Source organism: Amycolatopsis saalfeldensis (assembly GCF_900110575.1).
In the GTDB taxonomy this organism is placed as follows: Bacteria; Actinomycetota; Actinomycetes; order Mycobacteriales; family Pseudonocardiaceae; genus Amycolatopsis; species Amycolatopsis saalfeldensis.
This window is the reverse complement of record NZ_FOEF01000009.1, coordinates 277592-302273: the sequence shown is the minus strand read 5'-3', so window position 1 is coordinate 302273 and position 24682 is coordinate 277592. Positions and strand designations below refer to the sequence as shown.

Sequence of the window (24682 nt, the reverse complement as noted above, 5' to 3'; positions counted from 1 at the left end):
CGGAGCCGGATACCGGCCCCGCTCAGATGCGTTCGATGATCATGGCGTTGGCGAGACCTGCGGCCTCACACATCGTCTGCAGCCCGTAGCGGCCGCCGTTGTCTTCGAGGTGGTTCACCAGCGTGGAAAGCAGGCGCGTGCCCGACGACCCCATGGCGTGACCGAGTGCGATCGCGCCGCCGCGGGGATTGAGCCGTGCCGGATCAGCGCCGACTTCACGGGCCCACGCGAGCGGCACGGGCGCGAAGGCCTCGTTCACCTCGTAGGCGTCGATGTCCTCGATCGCGAGTCCGGCCTTCTTGAGGACCTCACGCGTCGCGGGGATGGGCGCGCTCAGCATCAGGAGCGGATCGTCGCCCCGGACAGCGAAACTGACGAACCGGGCCCGCGGCCGCAGGCCGAGCTGTTCCGCGCGGTCGCGGGACATGATCAACGCCGCGGAAGCGCCGTCGGTCAGCGGTGATGAGTTGCCCGGTGTGATGTGCCAGCCGATCCCGGGGAATCTCGCCGCGGTCGCTTCGTCGTGGAAGGCAGGCTTCAACCCGGCCAGCCCTTCCACTGTGGTCGCCGGCCGAACCGTCTCGTCCGTCTCGTGGGACACGCGTTCGCCGTCGGCATTCCAAGCGTTGACCGGCAGCAACTCCCGGGTGAAAGCCCCGGATTCTGCCGCAGCCGCCGCCCGCCGGTGGGATTCGGCCGAGTAGGCGTCGAGCTCTCCGCGGCCGAGCTGCCAGCGGGCGGCCATCAGTTCAGCCGAGATTCCCTGCTGCACCAGCTCGGGGTAGCGTTCGCGCACCAGCTCGCCGGTCGTGCTCGTGCCCATCTGCGCAATCCCGAGTGGCACCCGGCTCATCGACTCCACGCCGGCGGCGATCACGATGTCGTACGCTCCGGCCATCACCCCTTGAGCGGCGAAATGCACGGCCTGCTGGCTGGACCCGCATTGGCGGTCAACGGTCGTGGCGGGGACCGTCTCCGGGAACCCGGCGCCGAGTGTGGCGGATCGCGCGATGTTGAGCGCCTGCTCACGAACCTGCGAGACGCAGCCAGCGATCACGTCGTCCACGAGCGCGGGATCGAGGTCGTTCCGCCGGACGATTCCCTGCAAGACCATCGCCAGCAAGTCCGCCGGGTGCGTCCAGGACAGGGCACCTCCGGGTTTCCCCTTGCCCGCGCCGGTGCGGACCACATCCACGATCACGGCCTCGGCCATGGCGTCCTCACTTCTTCCCTGCGGATCGATCACGATCCACAATGGTCAGTACGTCACGAAGCGCGTCGGTCAGCAACACGAATTCGGCTTCTCCGGCGACCAGCGGCGGGGCCACGGAGATCACCGGGTACCCCGGGTCGAGCGAGACGCGGAGCATCACTCCCCGGTCCTGCAAGGGTGCGGCGAGAGCCTTTGTCCCGTAAAGCCGATCGAGCTCCGCGGCAGTCAGTGCCGACCCGTCCGGACGGGTCGCCGCCAGCTCGATCGCCCACAGGTAACCTGCTCCCCGCACCTCGACCACCACGTCGAGGTCTTCGAGCGAGCGGAGCGCCTTCTCCAGCGCGCCCTCGAGGTCGCGCACCCGGCCGGGCAGCTTGAGCCGTTCCATGATCTCGAGGTTCTTCAACGCGACCGCCGTCATCACCGGATGGCCACCGAAAGTGTTGCCGTGCTTGAACGTGACGCCAGCCCGGGTGAACGGCTCGAAGACCTGGTCGGTGGCCGCGACCGCGCCGATCACCGCGTGTGCCGACGAAAGCCCCTTGGCCATGGTGACCAGGTCGGGCCGGAAGTCGTACCGCGCGGTGGCGAACCACTCGCCCATGCGGCCGAACGCCGTCACGGTTTCATCGGCCACCAGCAGGATTCCGTACTTGTCGGCCAGCGCTCGGACGCCTTCGGCGTAGCCACGGGGCGGAGTGAGTGCCCCGCCGCTGTTCTGCACGGGCTCAACCATGATCATCGCGACGGTGGCCGGGTCCTCCGAAATGATCCGCTGTTCCAGATCGTCGAGCAGGAACACCGTGAACTCGTCCTCGGTCTCCGCGTCCGGCCGTCCGATCCGGCGCGTGTTGCGCGCGTGCACCACCCCGGCCAGCAGCGGCTCGAATTGGCTGCGCGAGCCGGGAATGCCCATCAACGACAGCGCACCGAGACTCGTCCCGTGGTAGGCCATGTGGCGCGAGATCGCCTTCCAGCGGTTCTCCCCGCGCAGAAGGTGGTACTGCCGCGCGATCTTCCAAGCGGTTTCAACGGAATCGCCGCCCGACGTGGTCGGGAACACGTGGTTCAGGTCGCCGGGGGCAAGCTCCGCGATGCGCTGGGCCAGCTCGACCGCCCGGGGATGCGTAGTCGCCCAGGAGCTGTGATACCCCAGCTCGCGATACTGTTCGAGCGCCGCCTGGCCGATTTCCTCGCCGTAGGAGTACCCGACGTTCACACAGTACAAATTGGACAGACCGTCGAGGTAGCGCCGTCCGCCGGCGTCCACAAGATACGATCCCTCGCCGCGCACGATCAGTTTCAGATCTTCCTGATCGGCTGCGGCCATCGGCGCGAAGTGCCGCCACAGATGCCGGTGCGCCGCTGCCACGTAGTCCACGCCATCGGGCGCGGCCTCGGTGATCCGGCTTGAAAAGGTCACAGTCTTCCCTCGCATCCTGTGAGTACGTCGGGACATCGCGCGTCGAAACCCTCGGAATCGAGTGCGCGCGGCCGGGCGAACCCGCCGCGCCGAGCTGGGTGAAACACACCTCCACCGTCAGGCTCGTCACTGCACAGTAAGCCCCGATTAGACACGGTGTCAAGCGACGTCTCGTGCTGTTCAGCGCACTACAGCCAAGCCGGCTTCGACCAGCCGCGGCACCGCGGCCCCGACCGTCTCGAACCCCTCGCCGACGGTCAGGCCTTGCCGGTACCGGGCATGGATCCCTTCGGCGATCACGGCCGCCTTGAAGTATCCGAAGCCACGGTAGAACGGCAGATTCACCACTGGCCGACCGGACGTCTCCGCGTATCGCGCGACCAGGTCCGCTGCCGGGGGCAGCCGCGTGCTGGTGGACGCCGCGGCTCCGCCGAGCACCGGGTCGAACGCCGGGTCCGAATAGGCCAGGTGCAAGCCGAGGTCGGCGAGCGGGTCGCCCAGAGTGGCCATCTCCCAGTCCACGAGCGCCAGCACCACCGCGGGGTCGCGCGGGTCCAGGATCGCATTGTCGATCCGGTAGTCGCCGTGGACGATCGACGCCCCGCTCTCCTCCGGGCGGATTTCGACGAGCCGGGAATGCAGGACGTCGAGCCCCGGAAGCGCACGCGTACCCACCCTGGTCCACTGGTCGTGCCAACGGCGCAACTGCCGCGTCAGATATCCTTGCGGCCGGCCGAATCCGCTCAGCCCGGCCTCCCGGACGTCGACCGAATGCAAGCGGGCCAGCACGTCGATCAAGCGGTAAGCACACCGCGTGATGTCGTCGTCGGAAAAGGCGGCGAGGTCATCCTGGGTCCGCAGCACAGTCCCGTCGACGTGCCCGACCACCGCGAAGGGCGCGCCGAGCACGGAGGTGTCCTCCTCGAGAGCGATCGCCGGTGCGACCGGCACCCCGCTACCCTGGAGTGCCTCCACAACGCGGAACTCGCGGGTCATGTCGTGCGCCGACGGGGTCAGTCCCCCCAGCGGCGGCCTGCGCAGGACCCACGATGAGACGCCGTCGGTCACCCGGTAGGTCAGGTTGGACCGGCCCCCGTGGAGAAGCTCCGCGGAAACGGTGCCGGCACCGGGAACGGCCCGGTCGAAAAACTTCTGCAACGCCGCCGGATCGAGCCCCGCAGGCCCCGGCCCCGGCATCAGCGCTGCCCGTCGTGGTGGCGAAGAACCCGGCGCGCGATCGACCAGCGGTGCGCTTCCGAAGGCCCGTCGTAGATGCGGAACGGCCGCACCTCCCGGAGGAACCGCGACAGCAGCACGTCGCCGGACACACCGAGGGAGCCGCAGATCTGGAGAGACCGATCGACGACGCGCCAGATCGCCTCGGCGCAGAACGTCTTGGCGATCGACGTCGCCTGCCCCGCCGACCGGCCCTGATCGAGTTCCCAGCACGCCTGCCGGATCAGGCCCCGGGAGGCAGCGATGTCAATCTCATTGTCGGCGATCATCTGCTGCACCATGCCGAGTTCGCCGAGGCGTGACCCGAACAGTTCCCGCTCGGCCGCCCTGGCCACCGCGATGTCCTGCGCGCGCCGGGCGATGCCGAGCCACCGCATGCAGTGCGTCATCCGGGCGGGCCCGAGCCGGACCTGCGCATAGCGGAACCCCCCGTCGACCTCGCCGAGAACGGCGTCATCGGACACGAAGCACTCCTCGAACGCGACTTCGAGGTGGCCTCCGTAGAGGCTCTCGTCGAGGGTGTCGATGTGCCTGACGATCTTCATCCCCGGGTTGTCCGCGTCGACGAGGAACATCGTCGCGCCAGCGGCGCCAGTCGACACAGAGCCAGCGGCGCCAGTCGACACAGCGGCCTGGTCGGAGGTCCGCGCCATGCAGATGGCGAAGCCGGCACCGTCGGCACCGGTGATGAACCACTTGCGGCCGTCGATGCGCCAGCCCCCTTCCGCCCTCACCGCGCGGGTCTTCAGCGCCGCGGGGTCCGAGCCGGCACCAGGAGCCGGCTCCGTCATCGCGAAACACGACCGGACGGCGCCGGCCGCGAGTGGGCGAAGATACCTCTCCTTCTGCCGGTCCGTTGCAATGATCTCGAGCATGTGCATGTTGCCCTCGTCGGGCGCCGCGATGTTCAGCGCCAGCGGGCCGAGCAACGAGTAGCCGGCCTCTTCGAACACCACGGCGCGGGAGCGCATGTCGAGCCCGTGGCCGCCGAACTCCGCGCCGACGTGCGGAGCAAACACTCCCGCTGCCTTCGCCGCGTCCTGGAGTTCGAGCCGCACTGCCTCGTCCCGCACCACGCCGCCGTGTTCGACCTCGATCGGGATCACGATCTCGCGAACGAACTCCGCGGTCCGCGAGGCGAGCTCCGCAACTTGCGGGCCGGGGGCCAACTCCACCGCCATAGCCACCTCCAGCTAATGAGTATTAGCCGAATGGAAGCTGGTGTCGGCCGCCCTGTCAAGCCCTGCTGAGCCGAGGAGAGATCACCCACGCGCCGCGGCTACGATGAGTTCGCCCGGACGCCCCGGAAGGAGCAGGATGAACGACGCCCCGAGCCCCCGCGCGGCGGAGATCCGCACGGCCGCGCTGGATTTGTTCACCGCACACGGCTACGAGGCGACCACGATGACCGACATCGGCGCTCGCGTCGGGATTCGCGGGCCGAGCCTCTACAAGCACGTGGCGTCCAAACAGGAGCTCCTGGCCGACATCATGTCGGGCACGATGGAGGCGCTGCACGCCGAGTACCGAAGGGCCGTCGGCGGTACCGGCGATCCGGTCGAGCGCCTCCGGCGAGCGGTCGAGGCACACGTCCGCTATCACGCGCGCAACCGGCGCGAGGCGTTCGTCGGGAACCGTGAGCTGCGAAGCCTCGAAGAGCCGCACCGGAGCGCAATCCTGGACCGGCGCGCCGATTACGCGAGTGGTTTCCGCGCCCTCATCCAGGCCGGCACCGAGGCCGGCCGGTTCCGGGCGTCGTCCCCGAAACTTGCCGCGTACGCGATCCTCGACCTCGGGATGGGCGTAGCGGCCTGGTTCCGGGACGACGGGCAGTTCACCGAAAACGAGGTCGCCTGGGAGTACGTCGAGTTCGCGATGCGCCTCGTCGGCGCCGGCTGAGCCGGCCACCGCACGTGCCGCACACCACCCTGGCTCCTCCGGCTAACAACTTGTAGCCTCGGCCGGTAACCTGGTTCGTCCACCGAGTCCGTCCTCAGGAGCCGAAATGCCGACGATACTGGACCGTTTTTCCCTCGACGGACGCGTCGCCGTCGTCACCGGCGCTTCATCGGGTCTGGGGATCGCCTTCGCCCGCGGGTTGGCCGAGGCCGGCTCGGATGTCGTCCTGGCCGCGCGCCGCGCCGACCGGCTCGGCCAAACCGCCGCTCTGGTCACCGAGCGCGGGCGGCTAGCCCTCGAGGTCCCGACCGACGTCACCGATCAGGACGATTGCCGGAAGCTCGTCGACGCGGCCATGGAACGGTTCGGCCGGGTCGATGTCCTGGTCAACAACGCCGGGCTGGGCACGGCCGTGCCCGCTCTCCGCGAAACAGCGGAGCAGTTTTCACAGGTGCTGCAGGTGAACTTGGAGAGTTGCTACTGGCTTGCCCAGGCCTGCGCCAAAGTCATGAAACCAGGCAGCAGCATCGTCAACGTCTCCAGCGTCATCGGGCTCACCACCGCCGGGCTGCCCCAAGCGGCGTATTCCGCCAGCAAGGCCGGTCTGCTCGGCCTCACCCGGGATCTCGCCCAGCAGTGGAGCGGCCGGCTCGGCATCCGCGTCAACGCGCTGGCTCCGGGCTTCTTCGCGTCGGAGATGACCGACCAGTACCGGCCCGGCTACCTCGACGCGCAACTGCAGCGGGTGCCGGTCGGGCGGGCCGGCGACCCGGACGAGTTGACTGCGGCATTGCTTTTCCTGGCAAGCCCGGCCGGCGGGTACGTCACCGGGCAGACGCTGGTCGTCGACGGCGGGTTCACAATTGCCTGACTGCTCTGGTGGCGGTGGTGCCCAGGGCCACCACCGCCACCAGGGCAATGTCCAGCGCAGTCAGCTCTCAAGCGGCTTCCGGGCCAGGATGGTGTCCTGGTCGGGGTTTCCCTTGATCCACGAGGAGAAGTCCGGTCCGCCGCGCAGCCCGTTCCCACCGTCCACATTGATCGCCTGGCCGGTGATCCAGCGGCTCTCGGGACCGATCAGGAAGCGGACGAGATTGGCGACGTCCTCCGGCGCACCGACATCCCGCATCGGAGTCTGGTCGAGGTAGCTGGCATAAACCGGCGAGTCACGAGGCACCTGCTCCATGATCTCCGTCGTGATGAAGCCCGGCCGGACCGCATTGAACCGGGTCTGCGTCGGGCCGTATTCGTCGGCGGCGTTCCGGATCAAAGCCTCGACCCCGGCCTTACCCGCTGTGTAGGCACCGAAGTACGGGTGCGTCTGGTGCCCGGCGATGGACGACATGCCGACAAATGAACCGTGTCCCGATGCGACAAGCAGCGGCAATGTGTGCTTGATCGACAGCAACGTGCCCACGACGTTCAACTCGAGCACGGAGGAGTAGATCCCCACATCCTGCAGGTGCAGCGGTTGCGTGTACTCCGCGTCGCCGCCTGCGTTGGCCACGCACGCGTCGAGTCCGCCAGTCGGCTCGGCGGCTGCGGCCACGGCAGCCCGTACGTCTTCCTCGCTGGTGACGTCCGCGACGACGTAGCGGACGCTCCCGCCGTCGGCGGCGGACTTCCCGATTTCCTCCGCCGCGGCCACCAACCGCTTCTCCGTACGGCCGCAGATGGTCACCACGGCCCCGTCCGCGGCGAGCCTGGCGGCGCAGGCCTTGCCGATCCCGGTTCCGCCACCCGTCACCAGCGCCGCGTATCCCGCCAGTGCTCCACCACGAGCCGTCCGCACTTGGTCAGCCATTCCTTCGCGAATCCTTTCAGGAGAGAACTGTTTCCGATTCGTCGTGCAGCGCGGCATACGCCGACGGCTGCCGTCGCCGCATCACCACCGCCACCACAAGCCCGGCTGCGAACGACACGATGATCAGTACCGAAAGGATCCAGGCCGCGGCTCCGTCACCGCCCACGAGCAACCCGAAGTTGGCGACCACCAGTGCGAGGATCGTGAACAGGCCGAGCGAGGACAGCAACGGCGCGATCAACGTCCGCCAGAGCCCGCGCTCGGTGGTGTGCCGCCGGAAGAAGAGGATCACCGCGACCCCGGTCATGGCCATCATCGCGACGATGCCCAGTGTCGCCGCACCGGAGAACCAGGTGAACACCTGCGTGACCGGGTCGAGCCCGAGCAGGGCCACCAGCGCCATCGCGCTCATCGTCACGGCGGAGACAACGAGTGAGGACCGCGACGGAGTCCGGTGCTTCAGATTCACCACGCCCAGCCACGCCGGGAGCACCTTCTTGGCGCCCATAGTGAACTGGTAGCGCGTGACGACATTGTGGAACGACAGAGTGCAAGCGAATTGACTGGTGAGCAGGAGAACGAGCATGACGTCACGCATGACCGGCGCCACGTAGTCGCGAGCGAGGTCGAGCACGGCACCGGTCGGGTCGGCCGTCGACACGGCGACCGCGCGGTCGACGCCCATGCCGTTGATGACGCACCACATCGTGACCGCGTAGAAGACACCGATCCCGATCACCGCGATGTAAGTCGCCCGCGGCACCGTCCGGGACGGATCTTTCGCCTCGTTGCGGAACACCGCGGTCGCTTCGAACCCGAAGAAACACAGGAAGGCGAACATGAAACCGAGCGCCGGTGCACCCTGCGTGAGATTCGAAGGCGACAGCGGAGCAGCCGACAGCCCGGAATGACCGCCCTTCGCCACGATCGCGACGTCCAGGACGACGACGATCAGCGTCTCGAGGACCAGTGCCACGCCCAGCACCCGCGCAGAGAGATCGACGTTGCGGTACCCGAGGAATCCCGCGATCGCGAACCCGACGAGGCACCAGAACCACCACGGCAGGTCGACATGCAGGAACGTCCGGCCGGCGTTCGACGCGGACACGCCGAAGTACGCCGTACTCCCGACCAGGAGCACCAGGTAGGAGATGTACGCGAGCGTCGCCGCTCCCGTGCCGATGACCCGCCCCATGCCCGCCTGGATGTAGGAGTAGAACGCGCCCGCGTTGGGCACGTAGCGGCTCATCTGGGTGTAGCCGATCGAAAACAGCAGGAGGAGAACGGTGGTGAGGGCGAAGAACAGTGGTGCGCCAATACTTTCCTCCACCGAGATGACGACCGGGAAAGTCGCTGCCACCACACCCAGCGGCGCGGCAGCGGCGACGACCATGAACACGATCGAGCCGACGCCGAGCACACCGTTGAGCTTCGCGGCCGGCTGATCCGCGTCCTTCGCCGCAGTCATCGGCGGTTCCTCGGTTGATGCGGACATCAGAGCATTCCTTACTGTCGGGGGGTAGGAGCCGGCCCGGCCCCCCGCCGAGCCATCAAGGTCGATTTGCGGTCGTCGCGCGCGGGAGACGTTCCCCGTCCCGGCACCGAATCACTCGGCGAACAGAAATAACCGACGAGGCGATCACCGGCCATGCGAATATCCGGCGGCCCCGGGTTTTACCTTCACGAAATGCATCGGCAGCACCACCTGCCCGCGGTCTGTCGCCAGTCAGGCCGCGGACTTTAGCCAGCGTTAGACGCCGTGTCAAGCGCGCTGACCTCGGACGTTACCGGAAAAAACCTCGCGAGGCCGCGCTCTTGACACCGTGTCTAACCGTGTCTAGCGTCAGTTCTCACGGCGGTCGCGACGGCGTCCTTTCCCGTCCGGCCGCAGGCCCGGCTCGAATGACAATCACCCGAGGAGATCGCATGGGCAGGCTCGAAGGCAAAGTCGCTTTCATCACCGGAGCCGCACGCGGGCAAGGCCGCGCACACGCGGTGCGGTTCGCACAGGAAGGCGCGAAAATCATCGGCGTCGACGTGTGCGATTCCCTCCCGACCGTGCCGTACCCGATGCCGGCGAAAGACGATCTCGACGAGACGGCTCGTTTGGTGGAGGCCGCCGGCGGCGAGATCCTGACCGTCGTGGCCGATGTCCGCGACCAGCCTGCGTTGGACAAGGCCGCCGCCGACGGCGTCGCCGCATTCGGCGGTATCGACACGCTGGTGGCGAACGCGGGAATCCTCAGTTCCGAAGGTCCCGCGTGGGAGATCACCGATCGCGCCTGGCAGGAGCTGATAGACGTCAATCTGACCGGGGTGTGGCGGACGGTCAAGGCGGTCGTGCCGCGGATGCTCGAAACCGGCCGTGGCGGCTCGCTCGTGCTGACGAGCTCGTACACCGGTTTGAAGGGTGAACCACAGATCGCGCACTATGCCGCGGCGAAGCACGGCGTCATGGGGCTGACCCGGTCGCTCGCCCACGAACTCGGCCCGCACGACATCCGCGTCAACAGCGTGAATCCGGGAAACACCGAAACCGGAATGGTGGTCAATGATTTCAGCTTCGGATTGCTGCGCCCGGACCTCGAAAACCCGCAGCGCGCGGACGCCGCGGCGACGCTCCGGCAGCTCACCCTGCTGAACGTGGACTTCATCCAGCCCGAGGACATCGCGAACGCGGCGTTGTGGCTCGCCTCCGATGAAGCGCGATACGTCACGGGGATCGCGGTCCCTGTCGACGCCGGTTGGTACGCGAAGAGCACCTGACCGCCCCCCGTCCGCAGAACACGGAGAACTTGTTGCCATGACTCCTCGAGAGACCACCGACGCCGAGGTTCGCCCGGGGCCGCTGCGGGTGGAACGTACCGAAGACGGCGTCGCGGTGATCACCCTCGACCGGCCGAAGGCCAATGCGCTTTCCCTGGATCTGCTGCGCCGGCTCGACGAAGTGGCCGACGAGCTGGCGGCTGATCTTCCCGGCGCGGTGGTGGTGTGGGGTGGACCCCGCATCTTCGCGGCGGGCGGCGACATCACCGGTATGGGCGGGCCCGAGGATGCCGAACGGTACGTCCGGTCGTTTCGCTCGGCTTTCGACAAGATTGCCGCGGTCCCGCGGATGGTCGTCGCGGCGGTGACCGGTTACGCACTCGGCGGCGGACTCGAACTGGCCCTCGCCGCGGACCTGCGGGTCGCCGGCCACTCCGCGAAGTTCGGCCTGCCGGAAGTCCAGCTCGGCCTGGTGCCCGGGGCAGGCGGCACGCAACGCCTGGCGCGCCTGGTCGGGCCCGCGCGGGCAAAGGACCTCGTCGCGACCGGCCGTCAGGTCGGTGCCGACGAGGCGTATCGGATCGGGCTCGTGGACCGCGTCGTCGCGGACGACGACGTGCTGGCCACCGCATTCGAGCTGGCCGGCCGATTCGCCCGTGGACCACTGGTCGCGCACGCCACGGCGAAACAGCTGATCGACGAGAACTTCGACCGGCCGCTCGGCGAAGGGCTCGATGCGGAAGGCCGCGCTGCCGTCGAGATGCACCGCACCGAGGACGGGCGGAACGGAGTCCGGTCGTTCATCGAGAACGGCCCGGGAAAGGCCAGGTTCGTCGGCCGATGAACGGATTTGACGAGACGGGGACGCACATGGCGACAGCGCAGCACCCTTCGGCCGGGCTCATGATGTCCACGCCGTTGACGACGCAAGAGCTCCTCAAGCGGATGCGATCCGCTTGGCCTGACAGCACCATCAGCACGGTCGCCGACGAGACCGCGCGGTTCAGCCATACGGTCACATTCGCCGAAGTCGCCGTCCGCGCCGAGCGGCTGGCCGCCGCCCTGTCGGCGCTCGGCGTGCGCACCGGAGACCGCGTCGGCAGCCTGCTCTGGAATTCGGCCGCCCACGTCGAGCTCTACTACGCGGCCACGGGGCTCGGCGCGGTGCTGCACACGATCAATCCCCGGTTGTTCGCCGACCAGATCGAGTACACCATCGATCACGCCGAAGACCGGGTGCTCGTCGTCGACGCGACGCTCGTCGGCACCCTCACGCCCCTGCTGGACCGGCTTCCGCGGGTCGAACACGTGGTCGTGGTCGGCACGCCGGCCCCGGAGGTGATCGGCCGGGTGACGGTCCACGCCTACCCGGATCTGCTGGAGCAAGCGCCCGCCGGATTCCGCTGGCCGGAACTGCAGGAGGACCTGGGCGCCTGCCTGTGCTACACGTCGGGCACCACCGGCAATCCCAAAGGTGTTCTCTACACCCACCGATCCATCGTGCTGCACGCGCTGATCATGGCTGGGACCAACGGCTTCCGGCTGGGCCGGCATGATCGCGCGCTCGCGCTCGTGCCGATGTTCCATGCACTCGGCTGGGGACTGCCGTTCATCGTGGCGCTCACCGGCACCGATCTCGTCCTCCCCGGCCGCCACTTGGGTCCCGCCACCATCGCCACGGTCATCGAACGAGAGCAAGTGACCTGGGCGGGCGGTGTCCCCACGCTGTGGCTCGACCTGTTGCGCTACGCCGACGCCCAGCGAGACGCCCGCCCCGTTGACCTCTCGAGTCTCCGGCTGGTCCTCTCCGGCGGAACCAAAGTGCCGCAGCCCCTCATGGCCGCCTTCGAAGAACGGTACGGCGTCACCGTCGGCCAAGGCTGGGGCATGACGGAAACCCTGCCCGGCGCCACCCTCAGCCTTGCCGATCCGGATGCTTCCGGTGAGGCGAAGCGGGCGCGCCGCGAATTGGCCGGGCAGGCGTCGCCGTTCTATGAGTTCCGGGTAGTGGACGCCGATGGCGCGCCGTTGCCGCACGACGGGAAGTCGGTCGGCGAGATCGAAGTGCGCGGGCCGGTCGTGGCCGCCGCCTACTACGGTGCCGGACACACCGCGGAGAAGTTCCATGATGGCTGGTTGCGCACCGGCGACCTGGGCGCTGTGACCCACGACGGCTGGCTCGACATCACCGACCGGGCAAAGGACGCGATCAAATCCGGCGGCGAGTGGATCAGTTCACAGGATCTCGAAGCCGCGCTCATGCGACACCCCGCCGTGCTGGAGGCTGCCGTCGTCTCAGTGCCGCACGAGCGCTGGAGCGAACGCCCGGCCGCGGTGGTCGCGACAGCCGGAGACGACCCGAGCGCCGACGAACTGCGTGACCATTTGCGGGCGCACGTCGCCGGCTGGTGGATTCCCGACGAGTTTCATTTCGTGGCCGAGCTGCCACGCAACAGCACCGGGAAATTCGACAAGAGAACGATTAGGGATCAATTGCGAGCAGCCCGGGAGGAACGGTTCTCATGATGACAGGAGAACTGTCCGCGCTCAGCACGGCGTCACGTTGGTAGCATTGCCGTGAATGAACCGAACTCCACCGGAACGAGGCCCGCGGTGACGAACGACAACGACGAGACGAACCTGCGCATCCTGGGCGCCGCGCGCCGCCACTTCAACAGCCCCGGCTACCACCACGCCCGGGTGGCGGACATCGCCAAGGATTCGGGAGTCTCCCGGGCCACGGTCTACAACCACTTCGCCGACAAGGAAGAGCTCCTGGCCCGACTGGTCGAGGACTTCCTGGCCGGTTACGCACGGATCGGCGAGCGCATGGACGCCGCGATCGAGCATGGTGAGTCGATGTTCGCCGTACTCCTGCGCATGGTCGAGGATGCGCTCATGTGGCGGGTCACGAACGCAGATCTGCGGCCGGCGATCGAGATCGCGCGGCAGGTCCTGCCCGAAGCGTTCACCCGGGCCAATCGTGCAGCCGACGAAGTTCTCAGCGACCGGCTCGCGAAGGTCCACCGCACCGGACGGACCATCGGCATCGTGCGGCCCGACATCGACGTCGACTATGCGGCTTCGGCACTGTACGCGATGATCGAGTCGACGCTGAGCACGACCGACGTCGCGTCGGGTGAAGACGAGATCAAACGAGCGGCGCTCCAGCTGACCCTGCTCCAGTGGTACGCCGTGTACACCATTTCCCCGGAAGAATCGCCGCGCCTGGAACCTTGAGCCCCATCTGACTGAATCGGTACTCGTTTCGCGGCAGTTCTCCCCCTTCGAGAGAAAGCATCGGAAACTGTGACGAATGAACCGCCCGAATTCGGCCGTGTCGGTTTGTGGACCAGCGCGCTGCACACTGTTTCGACGGCGCGGGCGCAGGAACTGGCCGTCGAGGTCGAAGAACTCGGTTACGGTGCGGTGTGGCTGCCCGAAGTGGCCGGCCGGGACGTCACGGTCCATCTCACCCTGCTCCTCTCGGCGACCGGAGCACCTGCCGGGGCCACTGGCATCGCCGGCATCTGGGCTCGCGACGCCCTCGCCATGACGGCCGCGGCGAACTCCCTCGCCAAGGCATTCCCCCGCTGGGCCCTGAGGGTGAGCTTCGCAGCTCTGGTGACCAGGCTGCGTTCGCGCTCGGTGCGCTCGGCCCGCGGATGCGAAGCCTGGCCGCCGCCCGCACACGGGGTGCGCACACGTACTTCTGCACCCCGGAGAAACACCGACGCTGAGCAGTCGCGGACGACCGTGCGGACGCACGCGAAAGCGTATTCACCGGTGCCCGCATACCGGACCCTGCTGAGTCGCGCGGGATTCTCCGACGCCACACGGGTCCGGGAACACCTCGATGCCGGTGCCGATCACGTCTGCGTCCAGCCGCTGCCCCGCTCCCGGGGCGACGTGCCCACGGATCAGTGGCGCCGGCCGGCCCCCGCCTTGACCACGCTGGGCTGACCACCCTGCGTCCGAACTCCGATTGAAGGCACCGATGAATGATTACGTGATGACGATTGACGGGCGTCCGGCCGAGACGGCCGGCACCTTTGACGTGCTCGACCCGGCCACCGGCGAGGTCTTCGCCCAGGCTCCGAACTGCACTCCCGCTCAGCTGGACGCCGCGATGGAGGCGGCAGAGCGGGCTTGGGCCAGGTGGCGCCGCGAGGGCCTCAGCGTCCGCCGGAAGGCCCTTCTCGACGCGCGCCGGATCCTCGACGATCACGCAGGCGAGCTGGCGGAGCTGCTGACCCGAGAGCAGGGCAAGCCCGCGCGAGAAGCGGCCGAAGAGATCACCGACGCACAGGCGTGGTTCACCTACTACGCCGAAGTCGAAGACCCGCCGCAGATCTTGCAGGACGACGACTCGGCGCGGGTGGAGATCGTTCGCAAGCCGCTGGGCGTCGTCGCCGCGATCACCCCCTGGAACTACCCGCTGACACTCGCGTCCTGGAAGTTGGCGCCGGCGCTGCTCGCCGGCAACACGGTGGTGCTGAAGCCCTCTCCCTACACACCGCTGGCGACACTTCGCTTCGGCCGTCTCCTGTCCGACGCACTGCCTCCCGGCGTGGTGAATGTCGTCAGCGGCAAGGACCCGCTCGGAGCCTGGATGACCGCCCACCCGGTACCGCGGAAGATCTCGTTCACCGGTTCCGTGGCGACCGGCAAGCTCGTCGCCGCGGCGGCGGCGGCAGACCTGAAGCGCACCACGTTGGAGCTCGGCGGGAACGACCCCGCCATCCTGCTCGATGACGCCGACCCGGTGAGAATCACGGAGAAGCTGTTCTGGAGTGCCTTCGAGAACAACGGGCAGGTGTGTTCCGCGGTGAAGCGCGTCTACGCGCCCGCATCCCGCTACGACGACGTGGTCGAAAGCCTTGCCGCCTTCGCCGGGTCGCGGGTCGTCGGCCCCGGTGCGGCGGCCGGGACGGACCTCGGCCCGCTCAACAACGAGCCTCAGTTCACCCGGGTTCGTGAACTCGTCGGCGATGCGCTTACGAAGGGAGCCCGCGCGGCCTCCGGCGGCACGGCTCTCGAACGCCCCGGTTATTTCTTCGCCCCGACGATCCTGGCCGACCTCGACGACGGCTTCCGCGTCGTCGGCGAGGAGCAGTTCGGCCCGGTCCTCCCGGTAGTCCGCTACGAGGACGTCGACGAAGTCGTGCGCCAGGTGAATGCATCCCGGTACGGGCTCACGGGCTCGGTCTGGAGCGGTGATCCGGACCGAGCGGACCGGGTGGCCCGTGAACTCGACGCCGGCACGGTCTTCGTCAACACGCATCTGGCACTGCAGCCGAACCAGCCCTTCGGCGGAGCCAAGTGGAGTGGGATCGGCGTCGAGAACGGGATCGCCGGGCTGCACGGCTTCAGCGAGCCACAGGTCATTCACCGGGCGCCGGGCGCCTGAGCCACGTGCGAACAGGAGAGGGGCCGACACCGTGTACCGAGTCCTCGCATTGCTTTCGAAACGCCAGAGCCTCAGCTTCGAGGAGTTCGCCGACCACTACGAAAACCGGCACGTACCACTGGTCTTGGGCCTGCCGGTCCGGCCTGACGCGTACGTCCGGCACTACGTGAAGCCCGGGCGAGCCGCCGAATCCGCCGGCTGCGACGTCGTGTCCCAACTGGACTTCCAAGACCGTGATGCGTACAAGGCTTGGCTGAGCGTGATGTTCGCCCCGGACTCGGGAATCGTCGAAGACGAGGATCGATTCCTTGATCGCAGCCGGACCCGTTCGTTTCCAGTCCAGACGGAAAGCTGAGCAGGTCAAGGGTTTCGTCACATGCGTAGTGCATGCGGTTTCGACCTCTCCGAAAGCGTGGTCACGGAGGTCGAGCCCGAAGTGCTGGTGTGACTGCCGTACTTGTCACCCACGACATCGATAGGCGGTCTACCTGTCCGAGCGCGTCGTGGTGTTGTCGCGGGACCCCGCGACGGTCGCCACGGCGCGTTCGGACTGGAAACCCAGGAACGCTTCGTCCCACGGAAGTCACCTCGTACGCAAAATATCCGCGGTAGGCGCACGCAGCATGGCCGGTGGGCGGGTGGTCGGATGCAACGGGTGGGACGACCCATTGCTCGCCTCGATCGACTCGCCGACCTTGTGCCTGCCACTGCTGGCGGATCCGCGCGCGATCGCAGACGTGGCCGGAATCCTCGCGCCCCGACCGTTGCCGGATTCCAGATGGGACCGGGCGATCTCTCCCTGACCAGCGGGAGAGGCGCGCATCAGGGCACCGAGGCCGGCTGGGCGGACGCGGAACGATGCGTCGCCGCTGCAGAGACGGCAGGCAAGACGTGGCTGCATCCCGCGTGGACCGACCGGGCCAAGCGCTCGACCACCACGCGCCGATGATTCTGCTGAGCAGCCAGTACAACGAAGTCGGCCGCGCAGTGCGCAGTCTGAAGCGCCGGTTCGACGAGCTGAGGCAGGAAGCATCCTGACTGCGCTTGCCGTGGGCTGCGTCGCGCGGCCCACGGCAAGCGCAAGCCGGTCAGGCGCCGCTCGTCGCGGCGGTGTGGCCGACGCTCTCCGCGATGAACGTCGACAGCAACGTCAGCGATGTCTTCTCCACCGGCCAGAAGTACTCCGGGTGCCACTGAACACCGACGACAGCCTCGGTAGCCGATTCGATCGCCTCGATACTCCCGTCCTCCGCGCGCGCCACCACCCGGAGGCCATCTCCGACGGCACGAACGCCTTGGTGGTGCTCGCTGTTGACGGTGATCGTCCCGTCGGTGTCAAGCCAGCGGGCCAGCGTCGTGCCTGCCTCCACGGTGACAGTGTGAGCGGGGTCCGGGAGCGCCGCCAACCCCTGCCGGTGAACTCCCACACCGGGGACATCGCGCTCGATGTCGGCGAACAGGGTTCCGCCGTAGGCCACATTCATCAACTGCATGCCCCGGCAGATCGCGAGCACGGGCTTGCCCAGTTCCCGGGCCGCCGCGAGCATCGCCAGTTCGTTCTCGTCCCGGTCGGGGTTCACCCCCCGCACCAGCGGGTCGTCCGGGTCGCCGCCGTACCGGCGAGGATCGACATCGTTGCCGCCGCCGACGATCACACCGTCGACGAGGCCGGCCAGTGTGCCGACGTCCGGTTGCCGCACGCCGCAATCGATCGCCATCGGTACGGCGCCGGCGGCGACGACACCCTCGAACATCAACCTCCACCGGACGGCCTCGTTGAGGGCTCGCGGGTCATAGGTGAACGCCACCACGGGAGCGTCTCGGATTGACTGGGTCATCTCCACCTTCACTGTTCGTCGTGACCGGGCGCGTGTGCGCGGAACGGATGTGCTGCCAGATAACGGATTCCGGCCCGCACTGCCCACGCATAACAGAACGCCGAAAGGCAAGCGGTGACCACGCTGTCCCAAGGTGCCGGAATCCACCCACGGCCGCCGTAGCTTCCGGCGTAGGACATCAAGTACATGACGACCACGTAAACGACGAGCCAGCCGCCGCCTCGCAGATCGTCGCGGGCGAAGACCGGACCGCCGCGGCTGCGCCGGCGCCGGGCCGCGGCGGCGCAATACCATCCGATCGCCACGACCATGACGGGAATCGTGCCTCGCAGATCCGTCCAGGTCGCCCAGAAAATCACCAGCGAGCTCACGACGAACGCGGCCGGTGCGATGATCCGCATCCCCCGCAGCCGGTCGGTCTCGGCCGTCACCCCCTGCGAGCGGAACGCCATGAGCGTGACCGAGCCGATGGAGAACGTGAACACCACCAAGGTGCTCAACGTGCTGACGATCTGATGCCAGCTGGGCAACGGAAGCAGGAACGCGACGCCGATGACGAAATTGAGCAGCAACGCTCGCCGAGGCACTCCGCTTCGGTCGTGGATCCGCATCACCGCGGCCGGGAGGAGCCCGTTCTTGGCCATCCCGTAGACATTGCGCGCGTTCGACGCGGTGTAGACGATCCCGGAACCGCTCGGTGACAGCGACGAATCGGCGAGCAGCAACCAGAACAGCCAGGTCATGCCCAGCAGCTGCGCGAGGTCGGCGAAAGGAGAGTCGAAGTTGATCCCCTGCCAGCCTCGTGCCGCGAGGAGGTTGTCCGGCACAGCCAGGAGGAAGGCCAGTTGGAGGGCCAGGTACAGCACGATGGTGAGCACGATCGTCGCCACCAGTGCGCGCGGGATGTCTCGGCGGGGATGGGTCACCTCTCCGGCCAGCTCGACGATGTTGCGGAATCCCGTGTAGGCGAAGATCAGGCCCGCGGACGCGATCGCAGCCAGTGCCGTCGCGTATCCGGCCGGCGCGAAACCACCGTGCGCATGGAGATTGGCGACACCACCCGCGCCGTGCTGATGGTCGAAGCCGCTCACCACGAGCAGGACCGCGGTCGTGACCGGGATCCCCACTTTGATCGCGGTGACCACGTTGTTCGATTTCGCGAACAACCGCACACCAAAGTAATTCAGCAGGACGAAAAGCCCCATCAACACAATCGCCAGCACGATGCCCGAACCGGTCAGTTTTCCGGCTTTCGCGTCGTAGACCCCACCCAGCCAGGTCGACGCATACTGGACTACCCCCGAAGCCTCGGTCGGCGGGTTCCCCACGAACGCGAGCCACGTCGCGAACCCGACCACGGTCGCGGCGAGCCGGCCGTTCGAGTACAGCGGGTAGCGCACCAGTGCGCCGGATTCGGGGTGCGCCATGCCGAGTTCGGCGAAAACCAGTGCGATCAGCAGCATCAGCACGCCACCGACCACCCAGGACACCAGCGATGCCGGGCCGGCGGCGTTCGCCGCGTACATCGCCGAGAACAGCCAGCCCGAGCCGATCACGCTGCCGACGCCGATCGCCAGCAAGGACCAGAATCCGAGCCGCCGCCGCAGTTTCCCGTCTTCGCCCACCATGGCGTGCGGGTCCGGCGGGCCGGGCTGTCCGAGACTTGCTCGTTGGGGCATCACGTTCGTGCTCACAATCCGGGCGCCGGCCACGACGACGGCATCCCACCGGGACACATTCGGGCTTTTGGTCTCTGTAGTGGCCCGAATATTAAGCGGCGCCCGGCGTCTGGTCAAGGCGCCCCGGCACAAGCACGGGGAAAATCGGCACAGTCCTGCAAAACCGTTGCCCCAGAAGCGATCCGGTTCCGATAACAGCCAAAGCCGGACGCCTGGACTTCGCCGAGCTTGACCGATCCATTGAAACCACGCCTTGCCCGCGCACCGGGAACCATGCTACGCATACTCAACGCATGCGTAACGCATGCACAGAAGGGAGTCCGACCATGTTCGTTCGCCGCCCCGCCCCCGACCCGCTCGAGCCGGCACTCGTCAAGGCTCTTTCGACGGTGTCGACCTCGACTCTCGGACACCTGCGCGACTACGGGTTCCCCCGTGGCCTGGCCCCGCTGCGACGACCGGCGGCCTTCGTCGGCGTCGCGGTCACCGTGCGGATCCCGCACCTGGACTCCACCGCGGTGCACGTCGCCGCGGACGGCCTGCGGCCAGGCGACGTTCTGGTCGTCGACCAGTCCGGGGACAGCCGATCGTGCTTCGGTGGCGTCCTCGCGCACACCGCGGCCGCCCGGGGAGCGGCCGGCGCAGTCCTCGCCGGATCCGTCAACGACGTCGAGGAGATCGTCGAAACCGGGCTACCTGTGTTCTCAGCCGGCGTCTCGGCACGCACGACGCGCATTCTGGGAGTCGAAGGCTCGATCAACATCACGGTGACGATCGGCGGAACCGTCGTCAACCCCGGCGACGTGATCTTCGCGGACTCTGACGGGATCGCGGTGTTCGATCGCTCCGAGGCCTGGGACATCGCGAATCTCCTGAAGGAGAAGGAGGCCGCGGAACCGGATGCGCGAGTGCGGATCAGCCAGGGCGAGCACCTGTCCGACCTCACCGGTGCCGCGAAGCTCTTCGCCGCCGGTCTCTCGACCGACGCGGTCCGATGAAGAGCGCGCCGACGCGACGGGGCGTCGCGCGCAGCTCGCCGGCGTCCGGGCACGGCCGCTGGCTGCTCGCTGGCGGACTGTTGCTGCCCGTGACCTTCGTGATGAGCATGGACCGGACCGCGATGACCGTGGTCGCCCCGGTCTTCGCGCGGGACTTCCACCTCTCGGTCACCCAGCTGTCCATTGTGCTCACGTCGTTCTGGTGGGCCTACGCGTTGTTCCAGGTGCCGGGCGGATTGCTCGCCCGGCGGTTCGGGCCGCGCAAAATGCTGGCGCTGGCCGGGTTGTGGTGGTCGGCCTTCACGTTCATCACCCCGTACGGAGTGCTCTTCCTCGGGTTCGTCGTCATCCGGTTGCTACTGGGCATCGGCCAGGCCGCGGACTGGCCGGCGTCGGTACTGACGCTGCAGCGATGGTTTCCCCAGCGGGAGCAGTCGCGCGGGAACTCCTTGCTGCTGTGCGGGCTCTATCTGGGCAGCATCGTCGGCACTCCGCTGGTCGTGTGGATCACCGATGTCCTCGGGTGGGCAGCGGTCTTCCACCTGTTCGCCGCCGTCGGCGTGGTGCTCGCCGCGCTTTGGTGGTGGCTGGTCCGCGACGAGCCGCGTGCCCACCCCTGGGTCTCCGCCGAGGAGGCCGCCTACATCGAGTCCGGAAAAGCGCCGGCCCGTGGTGGCCCGGCCTTGCGATGGCAGGCGTTCGCCCGCTCGCCGCAATTCTGGGCGATCGGCCTGCAGTACGCGTTCCTGATCATCATCCAGAGCTTCTTCACCACCTGGCTGCCGACCTACCTCGTCGAAGCGCGTGGGGTGTCGTTCACCGCCATGGGCTGGCTGGGCTCACTGCCGTGGATCGCGCTCGTCGCCGGCGTGTTCGGCATGGGCACGCTCAATGACCGGGTCCTGCGCCGCTGGCCCGGCCGGGTCCGCGCCGCCGCGGCGGGCTACCTCGTCGCAGCGGTATTCCTCGTCCTGGGCGCGTTCAGTTCCAGCGTGCCGCTGATGATGGTCTTCCTGTGCCTGAGCCTCGGTTCGGTCGGCACCGTGCAGATCCAGGTGTGGGCCGCCTGCCAGGACCTCGGCGGCGACCACGGCCCGACGGTGGCCGGCTGGACCAACCTGTGGGGCAACTTGATGAGTGCGGCCGGCCCGCTGTTCACCGGCTTGCTGGTGGGCATCGGGGGCAACTGGACCCTCGCCCTCGTCTCACTCGCCGCCGCCGGAGTGCTCGGGTCGGTCTGCTGGGCCTTCGTCCACCCGGAACGTCCGCTGCGCGCACTTGGCGCGGCCTGATTCTCGAGCAAGGAGGCTCAATGAGGTTGTCAAGCCGTCGGTGTGATCGGCTGGGCGGGGGTGAACATTCGGTTGTCGCGCAGCAGTGCCCAGAGGACGTCGACTCGGCGGCGGGCCAGGGCGATGACTGCTTGGACGTGTTTGAGTCCTTGTCCGCGTTTTTTGAGGTAGAAGTCGCGGTTGGGGCCGTCGCGGATGATGCTCGATTGCGCCGACAGGTAGAACACGCGGCGCAGCCGGCGACTGTAGCGCTTGGGGCGGTGCAGGTTGCCGGTGCGGCGGCCCGAATCCCGTGGCACGGGCACCAGTCCGGCGGCCGAGGCCAGGTGCCCGGCGTCGGCGTAGGCGGCCAGGTCGCCCGCGGCGACGACCAGTTCAGCGCCGAGGATCGGGCCGATGCCGGGCAGCGACTCGATGATCTCGGCCTGGGGATGGGTGTGGAAGGTGTCGCGGATCTGAGTCTCGATCACGGTCACCCGGTTGTCCAGCGCGAGGATCTGGCGGGCCAGTTCGGTCACGATCCCGGCGGCGACCTGTTCGCCGGGCAGCGTGGTGTGCTGGGACCGGGCGGCGTTCAGGGCGGTCGCGGCGACGGTGCCAGCGCTGCGGACATGGCGGTTGGTCAGCCAGGTGGTGAGCCGGGTCTGGCCGACCCGGCGGATCGCGGCCGGGGTCTGGTATCCGGTCAGCAGCAGGGCGCCTTTGTGTGCGGAGTAGTCGAACACGCGTTCCAGGGCGGGGCTGATGCCGGTGAGCACGTCGCGCAGCCGGTTGATCAGGCGGACCCGGTCGGCGACCAGGTCGGTGCGGTGGGCGGTCAGCAGCGCCAGGTCCGCGGCCAGCTGCGCGGGCACGTCGATGGCCGCGAAGTCCTTGCGAACGCGGGAGGTTTCGGCGATCACGTAGGCGTCGCGGGCGTCGGTCTTGGCTTCGCCGCGGTAGGCGCCGGTCATGCGGTTGACGGTGCGGCCGGGCACGTAGACGGTGTGCTGGCCGTGGGCGGCGAGCAGGGCCAGCAGCAGCGCGGATGCGGTGCCGGCGATGTCGATCGCCCAGGACACGTGCTCAGCCAAGGCCAGGATGTCGGCCAGTGCGTCGAGGATCGCCGCCTCGTCGTTGGCGATCTTGCGCGACCAGACCGTCGTCCCGGTGTCGTCGACCACTGCGGCCCAGTGGTGGGCCTTGCCCGCGTCGATCCCTGCCCAGACACGGGTGCGTTGCTCGTTCAAACGCGTCTCCTCGAACTGCTCGATTGTCCGTTGGCCCGAGGAACACCCCGCCGTCGTCTCCGTAAACAGCGACCAGCACGCGCATCTCAATCAGCAGCCAGGGCGCCCCGGAGGATCGGACGGCCACTCCTTGGAAGCCACCACGGGCAAGACGTCATCAGCCACATCCGGCCCTCCCGGGCCGCCTAACAACTTACGGAGACACCATGGATTTCCCGGCAGCGGTGGCGCAGTTCGCCAGCGGCCCTGACAAGCAGCTCAACCTCAAGTCGGCGACGGGCGCCGTCGACACCGCCGTCCGAGCGGGAGCCCGGCTGGTCGTCCTCCCGGAGAACAGCATGTACGCGGCGCCCGATCCGGCCGAGGATCTCACCGCCCACGCGGAGGACCTGGACGGTCCGTTCGTCACCGCGCTCTCCGTCGCCGCCCGCGCGGCGGGGATCACGGTCGTAGCGGGGCTCACCGAACGGCTGCCGGAGCCCGCACGCCCCGCCAACACACTCGTGGCGATCGGCGCGGACGGTGCGATCCGCGCCGTGTACCGGAAAGTCCACCTGTACGACGCGTTCGGGTACCGCGAGTCCGATCACATCACGCCCGCCGACATCACCGAGCCCGCCGTGTTCGACGTCGACGGCCTCCGGTGGGGCATGCTCACCTGTTACGACCTGCGGTTCCCGGAGGCCGCGCGGTATCTGGTCGACGCCGGTGCCGTCGCTCTGGCACTGCCGGCCGCGTGGCTGGCCGGTCCCGCGAAAGAAGACCACTGGCAAGTGCTCGCGCGAGCCCGTGCGATCGAGAACACGGCGTACGTGCTCGCCGCCGGCCAGACCGGTCCGGTGTGCTGCGGCCAGAGCATCATCGTGGACCCGATGGGCATTGTCGTGGCAGGTGCGGGTGAAGCACCCGGTGTGGCGGTCGCCACCGTGTCGAGCACCCGGCTCGAGGAGGTGCGCCTCACCAATCCCTCCCTCGGCAACCGCCGGTTCCAGGTCGAACCCGCTAGACTCGCCCCCCGATGACTACTTCGTTCGACGACGACGCCGGCCGGCCGGAGCTGCCCCAGGCAGCCCGGCCGGCGGGCGTCGCGGCCAAAGACTTCGCCTACCAGTACGTCAAAGGCCTCATTCTCGACCTGACGTTGCCGCCAGGGCACATCGTGACCGAGATGGACATCGCTTCCGTCACCGGACTCTCCCGTACCCCGGTCCGAGAGGCGTTTCTGCGGCTCGACGCGGAGAAGCTCATCGAGCTCCTGCCCCGCCGAGGGGCGTTCGTCACCCTCGTGACCGCGCGCCACGTGCGCGAACTGTCGAAGACCCGGCTCGTCCTCGAGCTCCACGCGGCACAGGAAATCGTGACACACCGGATCGAGACGGCTGATCTGCTCTTCCCGCTCATCGAGCGACAGGAAAGCCTGCTCACCGAACGGGCCACCAACCCCGAACTCGTCGCCTGCGACCGCGCGTTCCACACCGCGATCGTCAGCGTGGTCGGCAACACCGTGCTGACCGACGTCTACCGGTCCCTTGGCGATCGCCAGCAGCGAACGGGTGTCACCTCGTTCAGCTTGATTCCCGGCCGGGTGGAAGTCGCCATTCCGCAACACCGCCGCATCGCCGAGGCACTCAAGCGGTTCGAGCTGGAGGAAGCGGAAGACGCATTGCGTGAGCACCTGGAACGGTTCGCCCCGGAGCTTGATCGTTTCCTGCCGTAGCCAAGAGACCAGCGCGCCTCGCCGGGTCAGACCGAGTACGAGCTCGGGCTGGAGGGTCGAAGGTGTCGCCCTTCTCCCACCCGACTGTGACGGGGCGTGGCCGGTACGGATGGAAGTCGCGATCCATCAACGAGGAGTCCCAGTCGGGCCCGAACTCCTCGATCAGCGACAGCGTCGT

The 24682-nt window shown here is 68.0% G+C and carries 22 protein-coding genes; 13 read left to right on the top strand and 9 right to left on the bottom strand.

All coding sequences use genetic code 11. The annotated features are described in order from the left end of the window. Window positions 1-22: 22 nt before the first annotated feature. The 4 genes from BMY97_RS22260 to BMY97_RS22245 all read right to left on the bottom strand — a co-directional run bounded on the left by BMY97_RS22260 (window position 23) and on the right by BMY97_RS22245 (window position 5053). Window positions 23-1213 carry a thiolase family protein gene (locus tag BMY97_RS22260; RefSeq protein WP_091619091.1) on the bottom strand — a complete coding sequence of 397 codons (1191 nt, stop codon included), beginning with the start codon at window positions 1211-1213 and terminating at the stop codon, window positions 23-25. Window positions 1214-1220: 7 nt separating this feature from the next. Further along, window positions 1221-2636, bottom strand: a complete 1416-nt coding sequence (locus tag BMY97_RS22255; RefSeq protein WP_218156833.1) for an aminotransferase class III-fold pyridoxal phosphate-dependent enzyme — start codon at window positions 2634-2636, stop codon at window positions 1221-1223. 180 nt (window positions 2637-2816) lie between these two features. Beyond that, on the bottom strand, window positions 2817-3833 hold the full coding sequence (locus BMY97_RS22250; RefSeq protein WP_091619087.1) for a phosphotransferase family protein: 1017 nt from the start codon (window positions 3831-3833) through the stop codon (window positions 2817-2819). Then, window positions 3833-5053, bottom strand: coding sequence for an acyl-CoA dehydrogenase family protein (locus BMY97_RS22245; RefSeq protein ID WP_091619085.1), 1221 nt, complete (start codon window positions 5051-5053; stop codon window positions 3833-3835). The genes BMY97_RS22250 and BMY97_RS22245 overlap by 1 nt, the downstream gene beginning before the upstream one ends. Window positions 5054-5189: 136 nt before the next feature. On the opposite strand from BMY97_RS22245, the gene BMY97_RS22240 reads away from it, so the two are divergent. Both BMY97_RS22240 and BMY97_RS22235 read left to right on the top strand, forming a co-directional pair. Continuing rightward, window positions 5190-5771, top strand: a complete 582-nt coding sequence (locus tag BMY97_RS22240) for a TetR/AcrR family transcriptional regulator (protein ID WP_091619084.1) — start codon at window positions 5190-5192, stop codon at window positions 5769-5771. A gap of 106 nt (window positions 5772-5877) precedes the next feature. Further along, the gene (locus BMY97_RS22235; RefSeq protein WP_091619082.1) at window positions 5878-6642 is read left to right on the top strand and encodes an SDR family NAD(P)-dependent oxidoreductase; all 765 of its coding nucleotides are present in this window, start codon (window positions 5878-5880) and stop codon (window positions 6640-6642) included. Window positions 6643-6702: 60 nt separating this feature from the next. Here the strand turns inward: BMY97_RS22235 and BMY97_RS22230 are convergent, their stop codons facing one another. Together BMY97_RS22230 and BMY97_RS22225 are read right to left on the bottom strand one after the other, a co-directional pair. Next, the gene (locus BMY97_RS22230; protein WP_218156832.1) at window positions 6703-7563 is read right to left on the bottom strand and encodes an SDR family oxidoreductase; all 861 of its coding nucleotides are present in this window, start codon (window positions 7561-7563) and stop codon (window positions 6703-6705) included. A 28-nt stretch (window positions 7564-7591) separates the two neighbouring features. Continuing rightward, entirely contained in the window at window positions 7592-9043 is a 1452-nt protein-coding gene (locus tag BMY97_RS22225; RefSeq protein WP_218156831.1) for an APC family permease, read from the bottom strand. Between the two features lie 458 nt (window positions 9044-9501). On the opposite strand from BMY97_RS22225, the gene BMY97_RS22220 reads away from it, so the two are divergent. The 7 genes from BMY97_RS22220 (at window position 9502) to BMY97_RS22190 (ending at window position 16106) form a co-directional block, all read left to right on the top strand. Beyond that, a complete protein-coding gene (locus tag BMY97_RS22220) occupies window positions 9502-10341 on the top strand; it encodes a mycofactocin-coupled SDR family oxidoreductase (protein ID WP_091619078.1) in 840 nt (279 codons plus the stop codon). A gap of 37 nt (window positions 10342-10378) precedes the next feature. Continuing rightward, window positions 10379-11185, top strand: a complete 807-nt coding sequence (locus BMY97_RS22215; protein ID WP_091619076.1) for an enoyl-CoA hydratase/isomerase family protein — start codon at window positions 10379-10381, stop codon at window positions 11183-11185. Next, window positions 11182-12867 carry a long-chain-fatty-acid--CoA ligase gene (locus tag BMY97_RS22210; RefSeq protein WP_218156830.1) on the top strand — a complete coding sequence of 562 codons (1686 nt, stop codon included), beginning with the start codon at window positions 11182-11184 and terminating at the stop codon, window positions 12865-12867. The genes BMY97_RS22215 and BMY97_RS22210 overlap by 4 nt, the downstream gene beginning before the upstream one ends. 87 nt (window positions 12868-12954) lie before the next feature. Next, the gene (locus BMY97_RS22205; protein WP_091619074.1) at window positions 12955-13581 is read left to right on the top strand and encodes a TetR/AcrR family transcriptional regulator; all 627 of its coding nucleotides are present in this window, start codon (window positions 12955-12957) and stop codon (window positions 13579-13581) included. A gap of 69 nt (window positions 13582-13650) precedes the next feature. Next, window positions 13651-14304, top strand: a complete 654-nt coding sequence (locus BMY97_RS22200) for an LLM class oxidoreductase (protein ID WP_143086256.1) — start codon at window positions 13651-13653, stop codon at window positions 14302-14304. Window positions 14305-14353: 49 nt separating this feature from the next. Further along, window positions 14354-15751: an aldehyde dehydrogenase family protein gene (locus tag BMY97_RS22195; RefSeq protein ID WP_091619192.1), complete on the top strand. Its 1398-nt coding sequence runs from the start codon at window positions 14354-14356 to the stop codon at window positions 15749-15751. A 31-nt stretch (window positions 15752-15782) separates the two neighbouring features. Then, the gene (locus tag BMY97_RS22190; RefSeq protein ID WP_091619069.1) at window positions 15783-16106 is read left to right on the top strand and encodes an EthD domain-containing protein; all 324 of its coding nucleotides are present in this window, start codon (window positions 15783-15785) and stop codon (window positions 16104-16106) included. A 733-nt stretch (window positions 16107-16839) separates the two neighbouring features. Here the strand turns inward: BMY97_RS22190 and BMY97_RS22185 are convergent. Next, window positions 16840-17589: a gamma-glutamyl-gamma-aminobutyrate hydrolase family protein gene (locus BMY97_RS22185; protein WP_143086255.1), complete on the bottom strand. Its 750-nt coding sequence runs from the start codon at window positions 17587-17589 to the stop codon at window positions 16840-16842. A gap of 8 nt (window positions 17590-17597) precedes the next feature. After that, window positions 17598-19301, bottom strand: a complete 1704-nt coding sequence (locus BMY97_RS22180) for an APC family permease (RefSeq protein WP_245787432.1) — start codon at window positions 19299-19301, stop codon at window positions 17598-17600. A 293-nt stretch (window positions 19302-19594) separates the two neighbouring features. On the opposite strand from BMY97_RS22180, the gene BMY97_RS22175 reads away from it, so the two are divergent. Together BMY97_RS22175 and BMY97_RS22170 are read left to right on the top strand one after the other, a co-directional pair. Further along, on the top strand, window positions 19595-20266 hold the full coding sequence (locus tag BMY97_RS22175; RefSeq protein ID WP_091619065.1) for an RraA family protein: 672 nt from the start codon (window positions 19595-19597) through the stop codon (window positions 20264-20266). Beyond that, the gene (locus BMY97_RS22170) at window positions 20263-21558 is read left to right on the top strand and encodes an MFS transporter (RefSeq protein WP_091619063.1); all 1296 of its coding nucleotides are present in this window, start codon (window positions 20263-20265) and stop codon (window positions 21556-21558) included. The genes BMY97_RS22175 and BMY97_RS22170 overlap by 4 nt, the downstream gene beginning before the upstream one ends. Before the next feature lie 29 nt (window positions 21559-21587). On the opposite strand, the gene BMY97_RS22165 is transcribed toward BMY97_RS22170, so the two are convergent. Beyond that, a complete protein-coding gene (locus tag BMY97_RS22165) occupies window positions 21588-22787 on the bottom strand; it encodes an IS110 family RNA-guided transposase (protein ID WP_091619061.1) in 1200 nt (399 codons plus the stop codon). Between the two features lie 206 nt (window positions 22788-22993). Between BMY97_RS22165 and BMY97_RS22160 the strand changes: the two genes are divergently transcribed. Next, complete coding sequence (locus BMY97_RS22160) at window positions 22994-23809, top strand: carbon-nitrogen hydrolase family protein (protein ID WP_091619059.1); 816 nt, start codon at window positions 22994-22996, stop codon at window positions 23807-23809. Then, a complete protein-coding gene (locus BMY97_RS22155; protein ID WP_091619057.1) occupies window positions 23806-24504 on the top strand; it encodes a GntR family transcriptional regulator in 699 nt (232 codons plus the stop codon). Before BMY97_RS22160 ends, BMY97_RS22155 begins: the two co-directional genes overlap by 4 nt. Window positions 24505-24682: the final 178 nt, after the last annotated feature.